The organism is Edwardsiella sp. EA181011 (assembly GCF_000800725.1).
In the GTDB taxonomy this organism is placed as follows: domain Bacteria; phylum Pseudomonadota; class Gammaproteobacteria; order Enterobacterales; family Enterobacteriaceae; genus Edwardsiella; species Edwardsiella anguillarum.
This window is the reverse complement of sequence record NZ_CP011364.1, coordinates 1,782,631-1,801,529: the sequence shown is the minus strand read 5'-3', so window position 1 is coordinate 1,801,529 and position 18,899 is coordinate 1,782,631. Positions and strand designations below refer to the sequence as shown.

At 51.3% G+C, this 18,899-nt stretch carries 12 protein-coding genes and 4 pseudogenes; 7 read left to right on the top strand and 9 right to left on the bottom strand.

Features of this window, described 5'->3' with window-relative positions; genetic code table 11:
- Positions 1–138: 138 nt before the first annotated feature.
- The 3 genes from QY76_RS07995 (at position 139) to QY76_RS07985 (ending at position 3,227) form a co-directional block, all read left to right on the top strand.
- The gene (locus QY76_RS07995; protein WP_034165918.1) at positions 139–846 is read left to right on the top strand and encodes a GntR family transcriptional regulator; all 708 of its coding nucleotides are present in this window, start codon (positions 139–141) and stop codon (positions 844–846) included.
- Positions 847–856: 10 nt separating this feature from the next.
- Entirely contained in the window at positions 857–1,828 is a 972-nt protein-coding gene (locus tag QY76_RS07990) for a sugar phosphate isomerase/epimerase (RefSeq protein WP_045424138.1), read from the top strand.
- Between the two features lie 124 nt (positions 1,829–1,952).
- Positions 1,953–3,227: an MFS transporter gene (locus QY76_RS07985; protein WP_045424135.1), complete on the top strand. Its 1,275-nt coding sequence runs from the start codon at positions 1,953–1,955 to the stop codon at positions 3,225–3,227.
- A 51-nt stretch (positions 3,228–3,278) separates the two neighbouring features.
- Here the strand turns inward: QY76_RS07985 and QY76_RS07980 are convergent, their stop codons facing one another.
- Positions 3,279–3,953: a DUF3313 domain-containing protein gene (locus tag QY76_RS07980; RefSeq protein WP_034165915.1), complete on the bottom strand. Its 675-nt coding sequence runs from the start codon at positions 3,951–3,953 to the stop codon at positions 3,279–3,281.
- Positions 3,954–4,445: 492 nt separating this feature from the next.
- Here QY76_RS07980 and QY76_RS07975 point away from each other — a divergent pair, with 492 nt between their 5' ends.
- Entirely contained in the window at positions 4,446–5,372 is a 927-nt protein-coding gene (locus tag QY76_RS07975) for a LysR family transcriptional regulator (protein ID WP_034165914.1), read from the top strand.
- Positions 5,373–5,894: 522 nt separating this feature from the next.
- Here QY76_RS07975 and QY76_RS07970 read toward each other — a convergent pair.
- Positions 5,895–6,682 (bottom strand): annotated as a pseudogene (locus tag QY76_RS07970) (IS630 family transposase); the annotation flags it as partial.
- A 105-nt stretch (positions 6,683–6,787) separates the two neighbouring features.
- Here QY76_RS07970 and QY76_RS18700 point away from each other — a divergent pair.
- Positions 6,788–6,907 (top strand): annotated as a pseudogene (locus QY76_RS18700) (VapC toxin family PIN domain ribonuclease); the annotation flags it as partial.
- Positions 6,908–6,987: 80 nt separating this feature from the next.
- On the opposite strand, the pseudogene QY76_RS07965 reads toward QY76_RS18700, so the two are convergent.
- Positions 6,988–7,581, bottom strand: a pseudogene (locus QY76_RS07965) (ParB N-terminal domain-containing protein).
- A gap of 87 nt (positions 7,582–7,668) precedes the next feature.
- Complete coding sequence (locus QY76_RS17850) at positions 7,669–8,823, bottom strand: phosphoadenosine phosphosulfate reductase (protein ID WP_095666538.1); 1,155 nt, start codon at positions 8,821–8,823, stop codon at positions 7,669–7,671.
- A 788-nt stretch (positions 8,824–9,611) separates the two neighbouring features.
- Between QY76_RS17850 and QY76_RS19230 the strand changes: the two are divergent.
- Together QY76_RS19230 and QY76_RS07955 are read left to right on the top strand one after the other, a co-directional pair.
- Positions 9,612–10,572: pseudogene (locus QY76_RS19230) on the top strand (hypothetical protein); the annotation flags it as partial.
- A 370-nt stretch (positions 10,573–10,942) separates the two neighbouring features.
- Complete coding sequence (locus QY76_RS07955) at positions 10,943–12,055, top strand: LD-carboxypeptidase (RefSeq protein WP_045424127.1); 1,113 nt, start codon at positions 10,943–10,945, stop codon at positions 12,053–12,055.
- A 550-nt stretch (positions 12,056–12,605) separates the two neighbouring features.
- On the opposite strand, the gene QY76_RS07945 is transcribed toward QY76_RS07955, so the two are convergent.
- From QY76_RS07945 to QY76_RS07925, 5 genes are all read right to left on the bottom strand, one after another.
- Positions 12,606–13,739: a hypothetical protein gene (locus tag QY76_RS07945; RefSeq protein ID WP_045424122.1), complete on the bottom strand. Its 1,134-nt coding sequence runs from the start codon at positions 13,737–13,739 to the stop codon at positions 12,606–12,608.
- A gap of 50 nt (positions 13,740–13,789) precedes the next feature.
- On the bottom strand, positions 13,790–14,410 hold the full coding sequence (locus QY76_RS07940) for a hypothetical protein (protein ID WP_045424119.1): 621 nt from the start codon (positions 14,408–14,410) through the stop codon (positions 13,790–13,792).
- Positions 14,403–16,967, bottom strand: a complete 2,565-nt coding sequence (locus tag QY76_RS07935) for a TcfC E-set like domain-containing protein (protein WP_235439463.1) — start codon at positions 16,965–16,967, stop codon at positions 14,403–14,405. Before QY76_RS07935 ends, QY76_RS07940 begins: the two co-directional genes overlap by 8 nt.
- An 83-nt stretch (positions 16,968–17,050) precedes the next feature.
- Positions 17,051–17,755 (bottom strand): hypothetical protein, encoded by a 705-nt coding sequence (locus QY76_RS07930; RefSeq protein ID WP_034166083.1) that lies wholly within the window; start codon positions 17,753–17,755, stop codon positions 17,051–17,053.
- An 86-nt stretch (positions 17,756–17,841) separates the two neighbouring features.
- The gene (locus tag QY76_RS07925) at positions 17,842–18,414 is read right to left on the bottom strand and encodes a hypothetical protein (RefSeq protein WP_038631197.1); all 573 of its coding nucleotides are present in this window, start codon (positions 18,412–18,414) and stop codon (positions 17,842–17,844) included.
- Between the last annotated feature and the right edge of the window lie 485 nt (positions 18,415–18,899).

Here is an 18,899-nt window from a genome sequence, read left to right as displayed (position 1 = left end):
GCGCCGCCGCCGCGGCGCCCCCCGGTGACTTCTGCGAGAAGCCTCACACTTCATCACACTCTCCCGCCGTGTCTATTGTCTGTTCAGACGCGTAACGGTAGTTTATTCAAATCTGGTTTAAACCAAATGGATTACATCATGGAAACCGTTTCTACCGTCGAGCTGGCCAAAGAGCAGCTCAATCAATGGATTGACAATGGCATGATCGGTGCCGGCGGCAAGCTTCCCTCGGAGCGCGAGCTCAGCGAGCTGCTCGGCATCAAGCGGATGACCCTGCGTCAGGCGCTGCTCAATCTGGAGGGCGAATCCAAAATCTTCCGCAAAGATCGCCGCGGTTGGTTTGTCGCCCTGCCGCGCTTTAACTACAACCCCAATGAGGCGACCAGCTATAAGCAGGCCGCCATCGAACAGGGGCGCGTGCCCTCCTGGGGCTACCTGGAAAAGCGGCGGGTGCTGGATGCGCCGCCGCGAATGCAGTCGCTGCTGCAGGCCGACCCGCAGCAAGGGCTGTACCGTATTCGCGGCTGGGGAGCCCTGGACGGCCACAAGGTGTTCTATCACGAAACCTATATCAACCCGCGGGTCGCCCCCGACTTTATCGATCATCTGGGCGAGAGCGCCTTTGCCGACGTATGGAACCAGCACTACCAGCGCCCGACGGTCACCCGCCATCTGGCCTTCAAGCCGACGCGGCTGAACGCCGAGGCCAGCCGCGTCATCGGCGGCAACTGCACGACGCCGGCGATCCAGGTGGAGAAGTTCCGCGCCGATATGCTGCGCAATATCCTGCAGATTGACATCGAATACTGGCGTTTTGAATCCGTAGATTTTTATATCGACCTATAAGGCAATTCCAATGACACCCGAACAGGCTAAAAAAATCGCTGCGCGTGCCGACACGCTACCGCTGTATCTGCACGCCTACGCTTACCACCTGAATATGCGCCTGGAGCGAATCCTTCCCGAGGATCTGCTGGAGATCGCCCACCGACAGGGGCTGCACGGCGTAAAGATTCACGTGCTGGATGGGGAAAGCCGCTCGCTGGCTCACGCCAGCCCCGGGAGGCTGACCCGCTTTGGCGCCGCGGCGCGTCGGCTGGGGCTGGATATTCACATTGAAACCAGCGCCTCAGATCGCGATACCCTGGCGCAGGCGATCGGCATCGCCGAGGGCTGCGGCGCCAGCTCGGTGCGCTTCTACCCACGCTATGAGGGCGCCCTGAGTCAGGTGCTGAGCCAAATTCGCGCCGATATCCAGACGCTGCGCCGGCATCACCGGCACAGCGGACTCAGCTTTACCCTAGAGCAGCATGAGGATCTGAAAAGCCACGAGCTGGCGGCGCTGATCGCCGAAAGCGATTTTCCCGCCCTCACCCTGCTGTTCGACTTTGCCAACATGATCAACGCCAACGAAGAGCCGCTGCCGGCCCTGAGCACGATGGCGCCCCATGTCACCCAGGTGCACATCAAGGACGCGCAGATCACCCGCGAGGCCCGCGGGCTCGGGCACCAGGCCTGTATCTCCGGTCAGGGGGAGATGCCCATGCGCCAGCTGCTGACCGAGCTGATCTGCCTGGGCGAAACGCAGCCGCAGGTCACCGCCTATGGGCTGGAGGAGGAGGTCGACTACTACGCCCCGCCGCTGCGCTTTGCCGACGAGGGCGCGGATCCCTGGATCCCGTGGCGCGCGATGAGCGAAACTCCGCTCCCTCAGCGCGATCTGGCGCAGCGCCTGGCGCAGGAGCAGCAGGATGCGCTGAATCAAATCCACTATGTCCGCACGCTGGTTCAGGATATCAAGCGGGAAGCCTTAAATTTAATTAATTGAGCGCCATTATTATTTTTTAATTTATTCCGCAGCGTCAGCGCGAATTATTCCTTCGGGAGTAAGGATGCCTGTCGACCCTACATAACGCCATGCCATACATTTTTATGTGTGTCGGGGGGACTTTATGCTAACGAAAAGAAAATGGGCTATCTTCAGTCTATTAATGCTGTGCGGTGGCACGATTTATAAACTGCCGTCGTTAAAAGATGCGTTCTATATTCCAATGCAGCAATATTTCCACCTAAGCAACGGTGAGATCGGCAATGCGATGTCGGTGAACTCGATTGTCACCACCATCGGATTTTTTCTCTCGATCTATTTTTCCGACCGCCTGCCGCGCAAATACACCATGTCCTTTTCGCTGATCGCCACCGGCCTGCTCGGCCTGTACCTGAGCACCATGCCGGGCTACTGGGGGATCCTGTTCGTCTGGGCGCTGTTCGGCGTGACCTGCGACATGCTCAACTGGCCGGTGCTGCTCAAATCCGTCAGTCTGCTGGGCGATAATACCCAACAGGGGCGTCTGTTCGGCTTCTTTGAGACCGGACGCGGCGTGGTCGATACCATCATCGCCTTTTCCGCGCTGGCGATCTTCGCCGGATTCGGCAGCGGCTACCTGGGGTTTAAGGCGGGGATCCTGTTCTACGCCGGCTGCGCCATCGTGATCGGCATCCTGATCCTGTTCGTCCTCCGCTCAGACGGCGATGCGCCCTCTGCCCCCGTCGCTAAGCCCGAGCAGGCCAAACCGGGCATCGGCAGCGTATTGAAGGACAAGACGGTCTGGCTGATCGCCTTCAGCGTCTTCTGCGTCTACGCCGTCTACTGCGGGCTGACCTTCTTTATTCCGTTCCTGAGCACCGTCTATGCCCTGCCTATCGCGCTGGTCGGCGCCTATGGCATCATCAACCAGTATTGCCTAAAAATGGTCGGCGGTCCCATCGGCGGACTGATCGCCGATAAGATTCTCCGCTCACCGAGCCGCTACCTTTTTTACACCTTTATTATCAGCGTACTAGCGCTGCTGCTGCTGATCGTGCTGCCCCATGAGAAGATGCCGGTATACCTTGGCATGATGTGTACCCTGGGGTTCGGCGCCATCGTGTTCACCCAGCGCGCCGTCTTCTTCGCCCCTATCGGCGAAGCGCGGATTGACGAGGCGCACACCGGCGCCGCCATGGCGCTGGGCAGCTTTATCGGCTACGCCCCGGCCATGTTCTGCTTTAGCCTGTACGGTCATCTGCTGGATGCCTATCCCGGGCTGCACGGGTATCAGATCGTGTTTGCCCTGATGGCCTGCTTTGCCTGTCTGGGGATCATGGTCTCCGGTCTGCTGGTCAAGCGTATCCGTACCCAGCGCGCCGCCGCGGCGCAGTCCGCCCCGGCGCCGACCGACGCCTAAAAACGAAGGGCCCGCGCCGCGGGCCCTCCATAGCCACCGCGGCGGAGAGCGTCAGGAGCCAAAGCCGTTATAGGCCCGGATGTCGCTCGCCAGCGCATTCAGGGCCGGCTGCATATCCTGCAGCGTCAGCGGGGTCTGATCGTTGCGCAGCGGATTACCGGCGATCTTACGCACCACCTTCAATACCGGCTTATGGGTCGCCGCATCGATAAACTCCGCCTGCAGATAGATGGCGCTCTCCAGCGTACGGTGCCCCGTCGCGGCCTGCGTCCCGGCGATCAGCAGCGTCACCGGCAACACCTCATAAAACTGCAGCCCCTGCTTCGTCGTGTCGATGGCGGTGATCGCCCCGCGGAAGATCAGCGTCTTACCGGTCGGCCTATCCACCAGCGGGTAGTGGCTGGCCAACGCCGCCTTCACCTTAACGTTGGCGTATGCCAGGATCTGATCCAGCGTGCTCTGGCTGATCTGCGCCGTTGGCTTCGGGCGCGGCGCATAGATCACCGGCTGATAGATCAGGCTGTTAAACTGCTTCATATCCATCCCGGGCGCCCGCCAGTACAGCACCGGCTGGCCCGACGCCGTCGTTCCCCGGGTGACGTTTTCATAGGGGGTAAAATAATTGCCGTACTGGTCCTTCTCCGGCACCTTGGATGCGCAGCCGGCCAACAGCAGCAGCGCCGGCAGCATGACACAGCCAATGACCTTACTATTCAATCGTTTCATATTCTACCGATCCTTAAATAACACCTGAGTTGCCCGTTCGATGCCGCAATACGCGCGAAGAAGCAGCGCGGTAATAAGACGCAGCGGTGCCGCCAGCCTGCCGCAATAACAGGCTGTATCCCCTCTTGTTTATTCTCTTTACCATCAGACACGTTATTTTCCGGCGGGGAGTCGGAACGCCCGCCGGCCTCGCTCGCGCCCCAGACGGACGTCAGAGGCCCCCTCCCTAATTCCACCGCCGACGCGGCGGAATAATAACAGCGTAGCACACGCCAGACGCCGCGGTGGCCCACGGATAGATGCGCGCGACGCCGCTGAGAAACCGTTCGGATAATACCTTGATGACATTAAAAAAACCCCCGCCAGGGGGCGGGGAAAAGTCATGCAGCGGTTATCTTTCGCCGCCATCATAATCTGCCCGCCAGAGGCCATCATCTGGTATTTTTGCTAAACATAGATATCATTTTTGATATACCCCTGTAGGACCACTCTATGAAAGATTATAAGTTTGATGAACTGCGCATCGCCCTGGCAATCGCCGGCCAGGGCAGCGTCACCCGGGCGGCACAGCTGCTGCATATGCCGCAGCCCAACGTGTCGCGCGCCCTGGGCAGCCTAGAGCGCCGCCTGGGGCTGGCGCTGTTTGTCCGCCATCGGCAGGGGCTGGTCCCCAGCGAATTCGGCCAGCGCTTCCTGGCCCAGGCCGAGCTCATGCTGGAGCAGCATCGCGCCCTGCAGAGCTTCTCCGACAGCTACAAGCGCAGCCTGCAGGGCGGCGTGACGCTTGGCGCGCCCATCGCTATCCACGCGCTGCTGGCCCACCATCTGCTCCCCGCACTTCAGCGCGACATGCCCGGTCTGATCCTCGATCTGCGCACCCGGAACCCCAGCGCCACCGAGCGTCAGTACGGCGCCATCTTCGACAGCGACTGCGATCTGCTGATCAGCCCCTTTCAGCCGCAGAACGAAAGCCTGATCGCCCGCCCGCTGGTCAACTTTCGCATAGGGATCTTCGCCGCGCCGGCGTATCTGGCCCGTCGTCCGCTGACGCTGGACCAGGCCGCCGATCTGGAGGGACACGCCTGCATCACCCTCAGCATGCTCGGCGGGCAGCGCAACCGCTGGCACTTTCCCGACGCACAGGGCCATCTCCAGCAGAGCGAGGTCAGCGGCGTCTGCATCTGCGACAATCTACTGCCGGCGATCGAGCTGGCCCGCCAGGGGATCGGGCTGCTCTATGCGCCCTTCTACGCGGTGGCCGCCGACCTGCAGGCGGGTACCCTGCGCGCCTGTCTCGCCCACGCCGACGGCCTATCGATGAACAGCTACCTGATTTACCGCCAGCGCAGCACTCTGCCGCACCGGGTACAGGCGGTGATGGAAGCCATCGCCGACCAGCTGCCCCGCCTCCTGCCCTGACGCGCCGCGCCTGCGGCCATGCGCGGCGAGGGAGCGCGCCGGCCTCCCGCGGGGTCGATGCCGTACGGCGCCGGCGCCGCACGGATATCCTTCTCGATGGTTGACCCGCGCCGGTGGCAGATTCAACCAGTGGCGCCTGGAGGTTTACCGATCCAATTGGTGGTGTATGACGCTATGGGAGCATCCGAGCAAGAATTTAAGGTTTTGCGCTATAACTGGCTCGAGTGAACCAGCAGCAGCTTTTATTATCAAAACTCATGCAGATAGAAATGATCAAGAACATTAGATAATTACAACACCATCCTATTAATATCAATATGTTGATGTGGTTTTCTCAAAAACCCTCGTTTTTATAGCGCCAGTTGTTGGCACTTATATCAGCGACTCGGTCATTACTAAAACAGTAAGTTTCTATGCAAATGCTCCCGTTGGTCCATGATGGCTCCCAATAGTTAAATATTCCCGTCCAATATTACGACCACTTCGATCTCAGACATCGAAAACTGCATACGCTGTTTAGCGGTAACTATCCACGATGAGCGTTATCGTTTTTGCCCGCCGGTACATCGCTTTAAGATGCTTTAACAAGCTGACAAATAAGGCTGAGCTTTTGCGGTTACCGCCCACATAGCTGACTTTGCCCGTACCGCAGTGCAGCGCTCCGGCCAGATAGTATTTTTCATTCTGCCCTGGTGTTACCACGCATTTTTGTTGTCCGCGTACCTGCCACTCCGCACCGATTTTGGGATTAAGATAGATATCCACTTCCCCCTCATAAAAGACGGGATTCTCTGCGCTGCATCCGCCCAGCGCTTTATGGATTGCCGCTATCTTTTCATCCTTATGCGGGGCGCGGATACGCAGGGTTGGTGCTGCCCTGCGCCATACCAGAGCCGCGGAGGGCAACCAGCGGCGAACGGTTCCGGCATGTCACTGGCATCCAGTTATCTCGTTGATTTTTATTGCCAGAAGTTCTGTACTCCAGCGTGAACGCTGGTAGCCAAAATCGCCGGGAGAGTGTTTTACCAGCTCGCCTAACAGCGAGCAGATATGCTCGGACGGCCAACGGCGGGAACACCCTGCGGGTAATGATTTCAGTCCTTCAATACCCAACAGCGTGAACCAGTTAATCCAGCGTCCCACCGATGAGCGGGCGCAGCAGAGCGTTCTGGCAACGTCGCTGACGCGGTCGCCCCGATGCAGCATCAGCATGGCGGTCAGCCTGCGGCATGGTTTTTGTCACGCGTTTTATGGATAGTTTTCTGCATCAGGCATCGTTCAGTTCGGGGAATGGGTGCTATGATCGACATCGCACAGTCCGGTTGGTGATTTTGATTGGTTTGGCGATTGATCGGATCGCACAATCCGGGCTGAGTTTCCTCAAAGTGATCTACTATTCCGCGCAGCTATTTAGCCCGAACAACACGGCGAGCGCCGGACACGCCATCGCTGCTGGAGCGATTTTGGTGACGAATAATAAACGGGAGTTTGAAGAAGTGCCAGGCCTATTACTGGAAGACTGGGTAAACTTATGATGATTAATGACGCTGAATATACCTTGAATGGACAAAATCAAAAAGCATGGAATATATAATCCATGCTTTTTACAGGATAACTACTTAACTGTCCATGCTTCGCTAAATTTATCTTCAGCAAAGATCTCTGTGATTCCATTTATTTGTTTAAGCCGCAGCACCTCATCCCTATCCATTCCGAGATTAAAGCTAATTTTCTCATCATCCAAACCCAACAAATATAACTCTTTAACTACATTTGACATCAATGCAATTTGATGTTGACCTCTAGCTCTATTATGCCTAATAGTTGATATAATTCTAAACACTCTATCAGCATTTTCTTGTTTTATTATTGTTATAGGTATGTAATCTTTAAATCGATTGTTTCAGCCATTTAATTTTGAATTAATCTTATAGCGATGATAGCCATCAACTATATTGAACTCACTATTTTCTTTATATACAATTATTGGCTACGTAAAGCCATCTATATTCAATGATTCTTTTAATACATTGTTTTCTACTGATGCCATATTATTTGGATTGTAATCATTTTCATCAATTAACTTATCTTTTACCCATAGTACAAAATCAATAGGCTCAGATGAAAACGGGCTTTCATTATGAAAAGTTTTTCGTATTAAATTTAATGCAGCCATTTTTTCATCAAGTGAAATATCCTGAGAAAAAATATTTTATACTAGCAATAATTTTATTAACGTCAATCATAGCATCTTCCATTTTAGTCGTTTCTTTTGTCTTCTATTAATATGTTTATATTATGATTTATTAGACTTAGGGCTAAACGAAAGCATCTTACACCAATAATCATTTTTTATTATAACTTTACAAATTCGTCTCCATGATGGTATATCTTTAATATCCAGATCTTTGTCTTGCAAGTCTGGAATATTTATAGGATATTCCCGCTCTTTATGCCATTTCAAATAGATAGATATTTTACAACGATAATGTTCAGCAGTTGCTGGAGGCATGTTGTCAAGCAAGAATAAAGCATACTCTCGCCAAGATAAAGTGTTTGGCTTATTTATTTTCCTTAATGCATAAAAATCCCCACTTTGATTACCATATATAGCACCACTGTGCGCACCAGAAACTCTATTACATACTAGACGCCAAGTATCAGGCTCTAGAATATAATATAACCATAACCCCTTACGTTGTTCTGGACCAAATGGTTCACATATACGCATTGAGTTTATTGGAACACCTGCTTGATACATCAGATTATATAACTCATTATATGGCAGTTTTGTTTTCCTATGGTAGACCCATATATCTTTTGCTTTCCAATCGTATAGCGGATATCCAGTATAATAGAACCCCTCTAGAGATGCCGTTGTCCAAGGTTTATCATCGGCATATCTTAACTTCCGATTTGATACTAGCCCCATATATCGATTCAGTGACTCATCAGTTCTAACACCCGTTAAAGTTATTAAAGAATTATGCCCTGCGAGCCAATTGGAAAATTTAGAAACAAACTCCTCAAATGTCATACCATATTTATAAAAAGGGAAATAATCATGTCCTGTAATAGAGAAAGACGGTGGAGTTCTAACCCACGAAGTATCTGACTCCCAGCATATCCATTCTGGTTGAAACTGAGATACACCGTTTACTGTTTTGAGAGGTAGAGCTACCCAATAGACATCGAGTATAACATCCATATATAATTCAAGCATTCTTTTAATATGATTTATTGTATAGTTAAACTGCACCTCCCAATCTATAAATAACACACTGAATTTCTTTTTTTTCTTTCTAGCTACATACCCTGCCAAATGAAATAGCACAGTGGAGTCTTTCCCACCTGAAAATGACACACAAACACTAGAAAAATTATCAAAAGCCCAGTCAATTCTATCTGTTGCTGCAAATAGAACATTTTCATTTATATTAATTTTAGTCATATATATATCCATATAAACCGACTATTAATTCATTTGATATCATGCTAACAGATTAGTTGCAATTTATTTTTCAAGATTATAATCCTGAGTGTATTTATTTTCACAGAATTACAATCCATGCACATCAGAAAAATCATAGATAAATATAAAATAACTTATTTTTGTTAGCATACTATCCTTTATTTTAATCAACTACTGACTAACTTGATTTAGATAAAGCACTCAAAAGCTCACATCAAAAACCACTCATAAATAGTTACAAGGATTGTATATCAATATATTTATGCATCATTCCCATTTTTAAATTATAGAATATTAATTAATAGATAGCACTATATTTAAATCAAAATTTATTTTTAACAATGGTTAATATTATTGAGCTCACGCGAAGTTTTGTTGAATAGATCAGTTTTGGCATAAATATCAATACAAACTGAATTTATCCCTACTATGTAAAAATAAAGAGGTCTCCTAATTATGATTACACAGAAACGTCAACTTGCATCTATCTCTTCAGTTGATCATCTTTGCTCTATCTTCCTGACGGCAACTTTAGCCCTCGAACTGTACGATATGGGCACCATATAGTAGACGATAACAGAATGGTTACCGTTAACGTTCCATTATATCCAAACGTGCCGGAGCGCTGCGTAAACGACAGATGATTAGTCAAACCAGGCTACCTGATTCATAACATCGTGCGACAAACAGGAAGTACAAATTGGTCTTTTCTTTGCTAAACAGCAGGTAACCGGTCTCATCAACAACGAATAGCCGAGTGGTCTGGACGCCGTGTCCAGCACGCGATCCGCACGGCGAAATACAACTCACAGATGGTGAAGAAACCCGAGGACACGAGGTTATTTAAGGTGACCTGTCCAACGACTTCGACACCGTACACCATCAACTACTGATGCCAGTTGCCCATCGTAGGATCAGTGATGCACGTTGCATAACCTTGCTGTGGAAAACCATCAAGGCGGGACATAGCGATGCCGCTATCTTTCGGGCGCCAGTGAAGGTGCTCCGTAGGGTGGCATACTGCCGGAATGCCGATGACTTTATACTTATGTCAAAGGCATCAAAGCACAGACGAAAGTTATCAGGGAAGAATGCTGGGGTGTGCTCGAAGGCAGCGCTCAAGCTAAACATGGGCAAGACAAGGATCACCCATGTTAATTATGGCTTTATATTTTTTGGTCATCGGCTCATCCGTAAACGAAGTCGTTACGGCAACATGTGGATGGTCACGACGATCCCGAGGGAGACAGCCTAGAAATTTCGCGGCATCACTGGCGGCGCTATTATCGGGCGATTACAGTGGAAGCAAAGTCGATATGGTTGAGCAACTCAACCAGAAATTGAAAGGCTGAGCAGTATTTTACCAGTTCGTTAATTTTAAGATCAAAGTGTTCAATTATATCGATCGTATTATGTTCTGAAAACCAGCTGACTGACTGGCCCGTAAATACCTAATAGGTATTGCATCTCTGCTACCTCGATGATGCAAGGCTCCGAAATCTGGACAGAGAAAGAGATGGGTTTTATTTGGCTGCACCAATAACGGTAAGCTCAGCGGTAAAATATTATATAGAATGGTCAGGCAAGGCAAGGCAAGGCAAGGCAAGGCAAGGCAAGAGGATGTTTCCCTAGCGATTGCCCTAAGGTAACTCTTATCTAAGGACTGAAACCAGAAACACATATAAATCGCGCTTTCCTGAAGTGGCAATAGCGTTCACTAGCATTTAACTGGTACGAATACTGTTGTTTAATTATATTGAATGTGATTACAATCGCTAACGCCGCTATAGTGCATGAGAACTAAGCCTGGACCAATTTCGAAAACATAACCTCGCTTTGCATCCAGCACACTTTTCATGAGTAGGTTCAAAGCTCGATTTTTTAGCAACGTCACAGTTAACACTATCTTCCTGAATAGCCATCTATTATTAAATTTAATTAAACTAAAAAATAAGCAACTTTGCACTAGCACAATCATAGTTGCACATTTAGTCAACAACACTTATGATGCAGGAGATTTTAAGTGGAAAAAGTACAGGTCAAAGTAATATATATCAATATGGCTGAATAAAAGTTAACCTTATCATTAAGGAAGTCTATGATTAAGATAAAAGAAAAAATATCAAAAGAAATCACACCCCTCATCCTTTTGCTTTTCCTGTCTGGATGTGCGAGCACCTCACTGACCACTGTGAAAAAAACGGTTTCCCCGCTAGAAGCGTATGAGCGAAAAGACTGTTCCAGTCAAAAGGGAACGGTATTCCTGATTTCAAGTTCATCGCAATATGATGAAAACATCATTCCTGAGATTGAGACAGCATTTTCTCGCCAGTGTTACTCTGTTGACAAACGATATCTCAACCAGAAGCCTAACAGGTTGGGTTACGTCAACACTGATGAAAAACGGGCGCAGACTCTCATTAACGCTCTCAGTGACAACAATGTACAATACCTCTGGTTTGTTAGAGGAGGTTCGGGGGCACTCAACCTATACCCAGCTCTGCATGCAAACCGGCTTCGAATTTCAACATCCACACCCAAAATCATCATCGGATTCAGCGACGTAACAGCTATTCATAGCTTTATTAATCATGATCTGAAGTGGCCAAGCGTGCACGGGGTGCTGGCATCTTATAATAAAGAAATGCATGAGATTGATAAAAGTAAGAAAATCAGCATGAACAGTAGCCTAAATGAAGTTTTTGATACACTATCTCATGGAATTAATTATACAGGTATCGAGCCGATGAATAGTCAGGCTGTAAAAATAGTAAGCGGTAAACTAGATGGTGGGAACCTGACTCTAGTGCAGTCCTTGTTTTCCACTATTTATGAGGGCAACTATTCCGATAAAATAGTGATCCTAGAAGATACTGGAGTAACGGCGAAACAACTTGACCGCACCTTGCATCAGATAGAGTTCAGCAAGAAACTCCATCCACGCGCCATTATTTTTGGGCAGTTTTACGGGCAAAATGCATCCGACGAAGAAAAATATCTTTACCGATATGTGATAAAACAGTTCGCTGATCGAGTTAACTATCCTGTTTATTACTATCCAGAATTTGGGCATGGTGAAACTAACCAACCATTTATTTTAAATCACCAAGCCAATATTTTATGCAGCAGCGCATACCAGCTGTGCAGCCTGACCCAAACGCCTGTAAAAGCGGCGACACATATCGGCTATTTACATTTACCACAAATCTAAATTGGCATATAAGCCTAAAAGGCAACAAATCAGCTTTATGGCGATATAGCTAGCCATTGATAGGATACTCCACTTCAGAGCAAGCCGTTTAGGATATAGTGGCCATTTTTACATCGGTAAGTATCTATGGTCACTTTGGCATAATATATCGTAATCCTCTTATAGATCAGGAAAAATATTGATAAGGCGATCTGTACAAGCATGTCTACGGGGAATATTTTCTGCACAATTTCAATCCTTTCTAGCAATAAGTACGGTAGATTTCTTATTGTTAACAAGCCGATCTTCCTGTCACAGCTGAATATGAATACGTGGATAAAAACAATCCTGTTAGGTGATGCATCCAATTAGTAGAATTTGGTGTGGTTTCTATCTATCCCATAAGCTCACGGGATATCTCATGCTACTTAACTCACTATACAATCCATGCAACTCATAACAGCAAGGGCCAGATAAGTAAATTTTCGTCATTTCCTATCCTTAAATCTGAAAAAAACTTATGCACTAAAATAATCATGTTGCTTTAAGAAATAAGAGTATTGATTATTAATCACAGCAGAGGCAACTCAGCAATGAGTGTCACTCTATCACGATAGACCCCATTGGTTAAGCTGGATTTGTCTTGATTAAATTGAAATGTCAAGTTTAACGGGAGTTGATTTACATTATTTAAACTGGCTATCTCGATGGGCGCCGTGCTGGCCGCATCCTTATTTAAGGGATACTGCCGTGTCCCATGGTTCAATACTGCCTGATAAGCTATCCTTCTGCCATCAGCATTACCCAGGGAGAACTGATTATCAGAGCGCAGGCTAAAGCGTATCCGGCCAAAGTTAGGATCGAATAACCCCTGTAAAATCAGCGGCGTGGAGGCGTAGCCTACCACCTGATCCTGGGTATAGCTCGTGTTGAATGCCACATTGGTTGAGGGCACGGATAGCCCGCTAAAATAGGGCAGCTTGCGTATCGAGACGGTGGTGGTGGTATTTAGATCTTTAATTCTGCCAGTACCGATATTATTCATGTGCTCCAGATTTAAACTGACGCTACCGTTATAAACATCAGGCGGCAGCGATTGCCAGGCAACGCTAGCTGTCAGGGTATCGATATCCAGCCATACCACTCTGGCATCCCCAAAGGTAAACACAGGACGAATATCGCTACTTCTATAAATATCAGAAAAGGTCCTTGCACTACAGTCCGCCGTAAAATCATGACTGCCCGGGTCAATAATAACAAATTTACCGGAGCCCTGTGTTTGGTTTGTATCCCGCGGCTGGATATTGGCACACCCATTATTCTCAGAGGTATGTCCTATGGTAAAGGATTGTACATAAGAGTCTTGTCGGTAGATCGTCCTGCCCAGCTTGGCCCGCAGGGTTATCGACCTGCCGTAGCGCGCCCCGGTCAGGGTGACGCTGAACAGGCTGGTTCTGCGCACCAAGTTGCTTTGGGTTGAGCCGAGATCCGACAGAACAAACCCCGATAACTCAGGGTAATTATCCTTAACTTGCAGCACACCGTCGCTCAGGATCTCTGGAGAGTCTCCAGAGTCAATCCGTATCTCCTGATTATTATAAATAGTGAGATTCACCCCGATAGCGTGGCTCTTTGCCATCAACGACAGCGCTAAAACGCCATACATCAGATAACGCAGCAGCCTTTCCCCTATTATGCAATACATACTTCCTCCTGATATAACATCACACCGCCGGCTCAGGGCCGCGATACCTCTCAGAGCGGCACGCTCACCAGCAGGGTAACCTGCCCGCTGCAGACTATCGGCACCCCCACCCCGCCCACGGGAACCTGCGAGAGTTCCGGCAGAACCACGCGGAGATAGAAGTCCAGAATAAAACGATTTGCCGCGATACCCGCCACATCCCCCGCGCGCTGCCACTCTCCCGGCTCAAAACGGTGCTGGCGGGGGCCAGAGCTATCCAGCCGGGCAACCGACCGCCCCCCTGTTTCGACGCCGTAGCGATATCCCTGGTTGACGGCTGCCAACGTAAACGGCGTGTACAACGTCTGGGAGAGGGACGCACACTGGTACTGGTCGTTCACGATCTCCAGCAGCAGCGGCTGGCTGTTCTGTTCGCCTATCGCCCGCAGGGCGATACCCATATCCTCAAAACGATGGCGCCGCGCGTCATACGCCACCTGCTGAAACAGGGGCGTCTGACTTATCACCTGCACCGGCAGCATAAGCGTGCTGCCCATATCGATATGCGCGCTCAGCTCCAGCCGCTCTTCCAGCACCTGAGCGTTATTGCGCAGCTCAAAGCCCTGCGCCGCGCCGCTCAGCCACAGCCCGAGGCTTAACCCGATCCCCACGCTTACCTGACGTTTATTCACTCTTACACTCCACGATGGGTAGTTGATCCGCCGGCAGCTGCAGCGCCGAAGAGAGCGAGGCGCATGGCCGCCCCTCAGACAGCAGGGTAATCGCCCCGGTGGGGTGCAGCTGCAGCATAAATAGGCCGCTCTGTATCCGCTGTACCCCAACGCAGCCGGCCCCCTCACAGCGCAGTTGATCCACCCCATTGCCCTGCTGCCGGACCCGTATGGCCTGATTGCGCACCGGCAATACCGCGCGCGTGGTATCGACCAAACGCCCGGGCAGCAGATCGATCTGCTGCTGATAACGCGACTGATGGTTGTCAAAGACACGGCTCCCGCCAATCAGCCGCTCATCCAGCTGGTAACGGCTGTAGGCTGGCAGGGCGATGATTTTCCCCTCGCCCTCCGTGTAGTAGCGGGTCATCCCGCTGCTCTGCTCTTTCAGCGCCACCGACACCGCCCCTTTCTCCTCTGTCGGCAGGCGCAGAAAAGCCTGTTGACTCAGCGCATCCGGCCGCTGAAACGATATCCCGTCTGAGGCGATCAGCTGGCTGGACTGCACATCGAGGCTGCCGGCTGCACCCGACTGATCGCTGGCCAGATAGACCTGCGCACGGACATCCGCGTTGCCCCGGTATTGCGCACCGGCCGAGAAGGTGCTCTGCGCGCCGCTGTCGGAGAACTGCTGGCCACCCTGCAGGTTAACCAGCCACGCCTCCGCCAGACTCTGGCTATAGTTCAGGGTGTTCTGGCTGCGCCAGCGACCCGCGTTTTGCTGCGAGTAGTAGCTGCTGGCCTGCAGGCTGCCTATCGGCACCGAGAGCCCCACCGAGGCGCTCCAGAGGTCGTTCCGGGCGTAGTTGAGGCTGGCGGTGAGATTGATATTCCAGGGTAAGCGGCTGAACAGCGACAGCGTATAGTATTGGCTCCGCTGGGACTGCTCGCGGAAAAACTGGTAGCCAAGCTGCAGCGTATGGTCCTGATGCAGGGCTACGCTGTAGTTGGCCAGCAGGTTTTCGCGGTTGGTCGACGTGCCGGGGAGCTGGTCCAGATAGTCCGGGATCAGGCTGGGCTGCAGCACGTCGTCAGGCTCCACCGCGCCCGGCAGGGTGCGGACGAAGGGACGCTCGCGCTGACGGTAGCGCTCACGGGTGTATTGCAGCGAGAGCGGGTAGTAGGTGGCGACCAGATCGCTCTTCTGATACCCCTGGCTGCCCAGGGTCTGCAGCAGCGATAGGGTGAGGCTGCTGCTGCGGATATCAGCCCCCAGGGTGCCCAGAAACTCACGGTCGGCATAGCCGGTCAGCCCAGACAGGCTGACGATATCGCCCAGCGGTACCGTGACGCCCAGCTCGCCCATCCAGGCGTTACCGTAATAGGCATGATCGTCCAGGCGTCCGACGCTGAGGTGGGTGCTGACCCCCTCCAGGGTCGGGCCATCGTTGACCAGCAGCAGGGACTGGTCGGAAAACAGCTCATCATTCAACCCCTTGATGACAACCCGTGCCTGATAGATCCCCGTCGGCAGGCTTTGGTAGGCAAGCTCCCCCATGCCGGCGTTGACGCCGCGGCGCAGCAGCAGTTTATCGTCGCGCCACACCTCCAGCACCCCCGGCAGCGGGGCGTAGTAGGTGTAATGGCGATCGTTCTGGCTCCGCACCTGCATCTCCGCGGAGTTACCGAGCAGGAGGCCGGTCATCTGACTGTTTTTAAACAGGCTGCGCTGCGCCGAGGGGTTAAAGTCGTAGCTGTTGTCGACCGCGCCCAGCTGTGCCTTGAACCACTGGTATTGATAGACATAGTTCAGCGCATTGATGCCATAGTCCCGGTCGGTGACGTAGGCATCGTATTTCAGAAAGCCGCCGGGCAGCCCCCACAGGCCATAGTCGCGGGCATAGAGGCTGTTGCCCTGATTCGCATAGCGATTGGCAAAGAGGCTGGCATGGTTGACCAGCACCTTTTTTCCCCCATCTCCCTGCAGATATTCAACCTGGCGCGTCTCGCGGGCAAAGTAGGCGGGGGCAAAGAAAAGACGGACCTGACGCGCATAATAGTCGATCACGACGGCCATCCCCTCGCTGCTGAGGACACAGGTCGCCCGGCTGCCCTTACAGCGGCTGTCGTGGGCCACCCCGGCCGCAAACTGTCGGGCCACCTCGTCTGCCTGTTTCTGGCTCAGCCCGGCGCGGGATAAAAATGCCGCCACCGCGGCGCTGTCGTCAATACGCACGCTATCCAGGGCAAGCTCCCCCTCAAAGCGGGCCTCATCCACCTGGGGGATCACCAGGGTAATCGCCATCGGGCTGGGGGTCAGGATTTTGCCGTAGCGGGAGCGGGCCAGCGGGACCCCGGAAGCCAGCGACATGCCATGCGCCATGGCCAGCGTCGCATTGTTCTGTGCCAGCGTCATATCATTGTGTGCCAGCGTCTGGGTGGCGACAGCGCCCTGCGCCAGCCCACGGTGATTGCTGGCCAGCGTATCTGTCGGAAGGGAGGGCGCCGCCCAGGCAGCGCCTGCGAGCAGACCGGTAACCGGTAATATTTTTATGATGGTAATCTGGAAACTCGTCATGGTCATCTTCATCTTCAAGCCGGGTGACACCCTGTCAGGCGCGTTAACGCAGGCTGCTGTCTGACAGACGATGGGTAATTTCCTTATCTGGCCGGGCGCAGGGCGATCTCCTTTTTATACTGGTCAGCAAGGTCAAAAAAGGTCACCTTACCCCGGCTCAGATCGGCAGTGGCCGGGACAGTAATCTGCTTGTCATTGCCGGGGAGTAAGATGGCTTCGCTGTAGCAGGAGCCACTGTCGGCTTTCCTGTCTGCGGCGGGACAGACATCCAGGATCAGGCGCAATACCTTATTGGTCGGGTTACTGAAGTTAATCTTCTGGTTACTTAGCCAGGCGTGTGGCTCTCCGGTAATACGCTGGCTGCCGGGGATCAGATACCACGACTTATAGCCAATGGCGATGGCGACATTGCTTTTTTCGCCCTGCTCCTGCTGGCGTAAACTGTCGGGAATAAAGCTGACGCCAATAATACGGTCGTGCGGGGTAATTTGAGCGGTACGGATAACCGAGACGCGTAATTCCCCCTTAGCGTCAATAACGATATCCATCGGATCAATATAGAGCGGCCATGTTAAAAAATCATCCGTGGAGAGCGCGCTCTCCTGATAACGCCCATTCCCCGCACGCTGTAATTCGCTTAATGAGACCGCAAGGTAAACCGGCTCGTCATCCGGGTTTTTTAAGGTAAAGTAACGGCTGTTTTCACTGTCCACCTTAAACATGGAATCAACGGTGAAGGCATAGGCATGATTGATGATAAATAAGAATGGCAGGATCCACTTGTACATTGAAATCACCCTGGAGACAGCGACAAATTATCCGGCGATATATTCATCACCGGATAGCATTACATACTGGAAATAGAATTTAATGATTAAGGCGCAGCAACCAAATCAACCGCGAAAACCACCGGCGTGGTAAAGCTGACGCTGCTGCCGGCATCATAGCCATCACGGGTTACTTTCGCGTACAGGCCGAGGCTGATGGGACGGTCGTTGCCAGGGTCGACAACGTTAATGGCGTTTGCGCTGCCCACCTTGAGCGCATCATTGTTGAGGGTGATCAGGATCTGGTTATCCCCGGGCGCGGCCGCGGTGTCCTGCAAAGCCAGCTGACGGCTCCCCTTAAACCCGACGGCGATGGGAGCAGAGGCCAGATAGGCGTTGATACCGTTAATATTGCTATCGGATTGGATATAAAAGGTGACGGGAGAAGAGGTGGTCAATGTCAGCTTGTTGTCGTTTGTGTCAACCGCGGTGGTAAGCGTCTGGGGGGCGGGAATAAAATCGGCCCCCAGGGCATCGACGAACTTCCAGTCGGAGGCTAACCTCTGGGCGGGAATGGTCCCCTGCCAGGTAAAGGTCAGCTGACCGTTAGTGACCACGGCAGAGGCATACAGGGGGGCAGCCAACAGTGCGGCTAAGGCCAGTTTTTTTGTGAAAGACATTTTATCTACTCCATATTTAGCACTTGGGATAATATAAATTGATTTTATTCACTGATAACCCTCAACCAACGTTCTACGTTAATTTAAACGTTCGTTTCATGGCTTGATAAAGCTAAACTGGGCAGGCGCCCTCATACTGATATTATGAGGCCGATAAAGCAAGTGTATATATTAAATTATTTATATTATATCAGCAGACAGAAACTATTGCTATGGACGTCGACACCCCCAACACCATCATATTGATTATTAACACATATAGCCATTTTTATCATCAACCCTCCAGTATTGTTGACGCCATAATCTTTCATAATTATGGTATTTCCGATATGGGAACAATGCCTATATTTTTTTATTTTTTAATATGTCACGTTAGTTATATCGGCATAAGCACTCAGACAGATGCATCATAAATAAGCGCGATAAACTCTTCAGAATGGAAACGATATTTATGAGTTTGATATAATAATGAGAATACTATAGGC

Coding starts and splice junctions, on each gene's coding strand:
- QY76_RS07980 (WP_034165915.1), bottom strand. CDS start 3,953: ATGAAACGATTGAATAGTAAGGTCATTGGCTGTGTCATGCTGCCGGCG.
- QY76_RS07935 (WP_235439463.1), bottom strand. CDS start 16,967: ATGACGAGTTTCCAGATTACCATCATAAAAATATTACCGGTTACCGGT.
- QY76_RS07995 (WP_034165918.1), top strand. CDS start 139: ATGGAAACCGTTTCTACCGTCGAGCTGGCCAAAGAGCAGCTCAATCAA.
- QY76_RS07985 (WP_045424135.1), top strand. CDS start 1,953: ATGCTAACGAAAAGAAAATGGGCTATCTTCAGTCTATTAATGCTGTGC.
- QY76_RS07990 (WP_045424138.1), top strand. CDS start 857: ATGACACCCGAACAGGCTAAAAAAATCGCTGCGCGTGCCGACACGCTA.
- QY76_RS07945 (WP_045424122.1), bottom strand. CDS start 13,739: ATGTATTGCATAATAGGGGAAAGGCTGCTGCGTTATCTGATGTATGGC.
- QY76_RS07930 (WP_034166083.1), bottom strand. CDS start 17,755: ATGTACAAGTGGATCCTGCCATTCTTATTTATCATCAATCATGCCTAT.
- QY76_RS17850 (WP_095666538.1), bottom strand. CDS start 8,823: ATGACTAAAATTAATATAAATGAAAATGTTCTATTTGCAGCAACAGAT.
- QY76_RS07955 (WP_045424127.1), top strand. CDS start 10,943: ATGATTAAGATAAAAGAAAAAATATCAAAAGAAATCACACCCCTCATC.
- QY76_RS07975 (WP_034165914.1), top strand. CDS start 4,446: ATGAAAGATTATAAGTTTGATGAACTGCGCATCGCCCTGGCAATCGCC.
- QY76_RS07925 (WP_038631197.1), bottom strand. CDS start 18,414: ATGTCTTTCACAAAAAAACTGGCCTTAGCCGCACTGTTGGCTGCCCCC.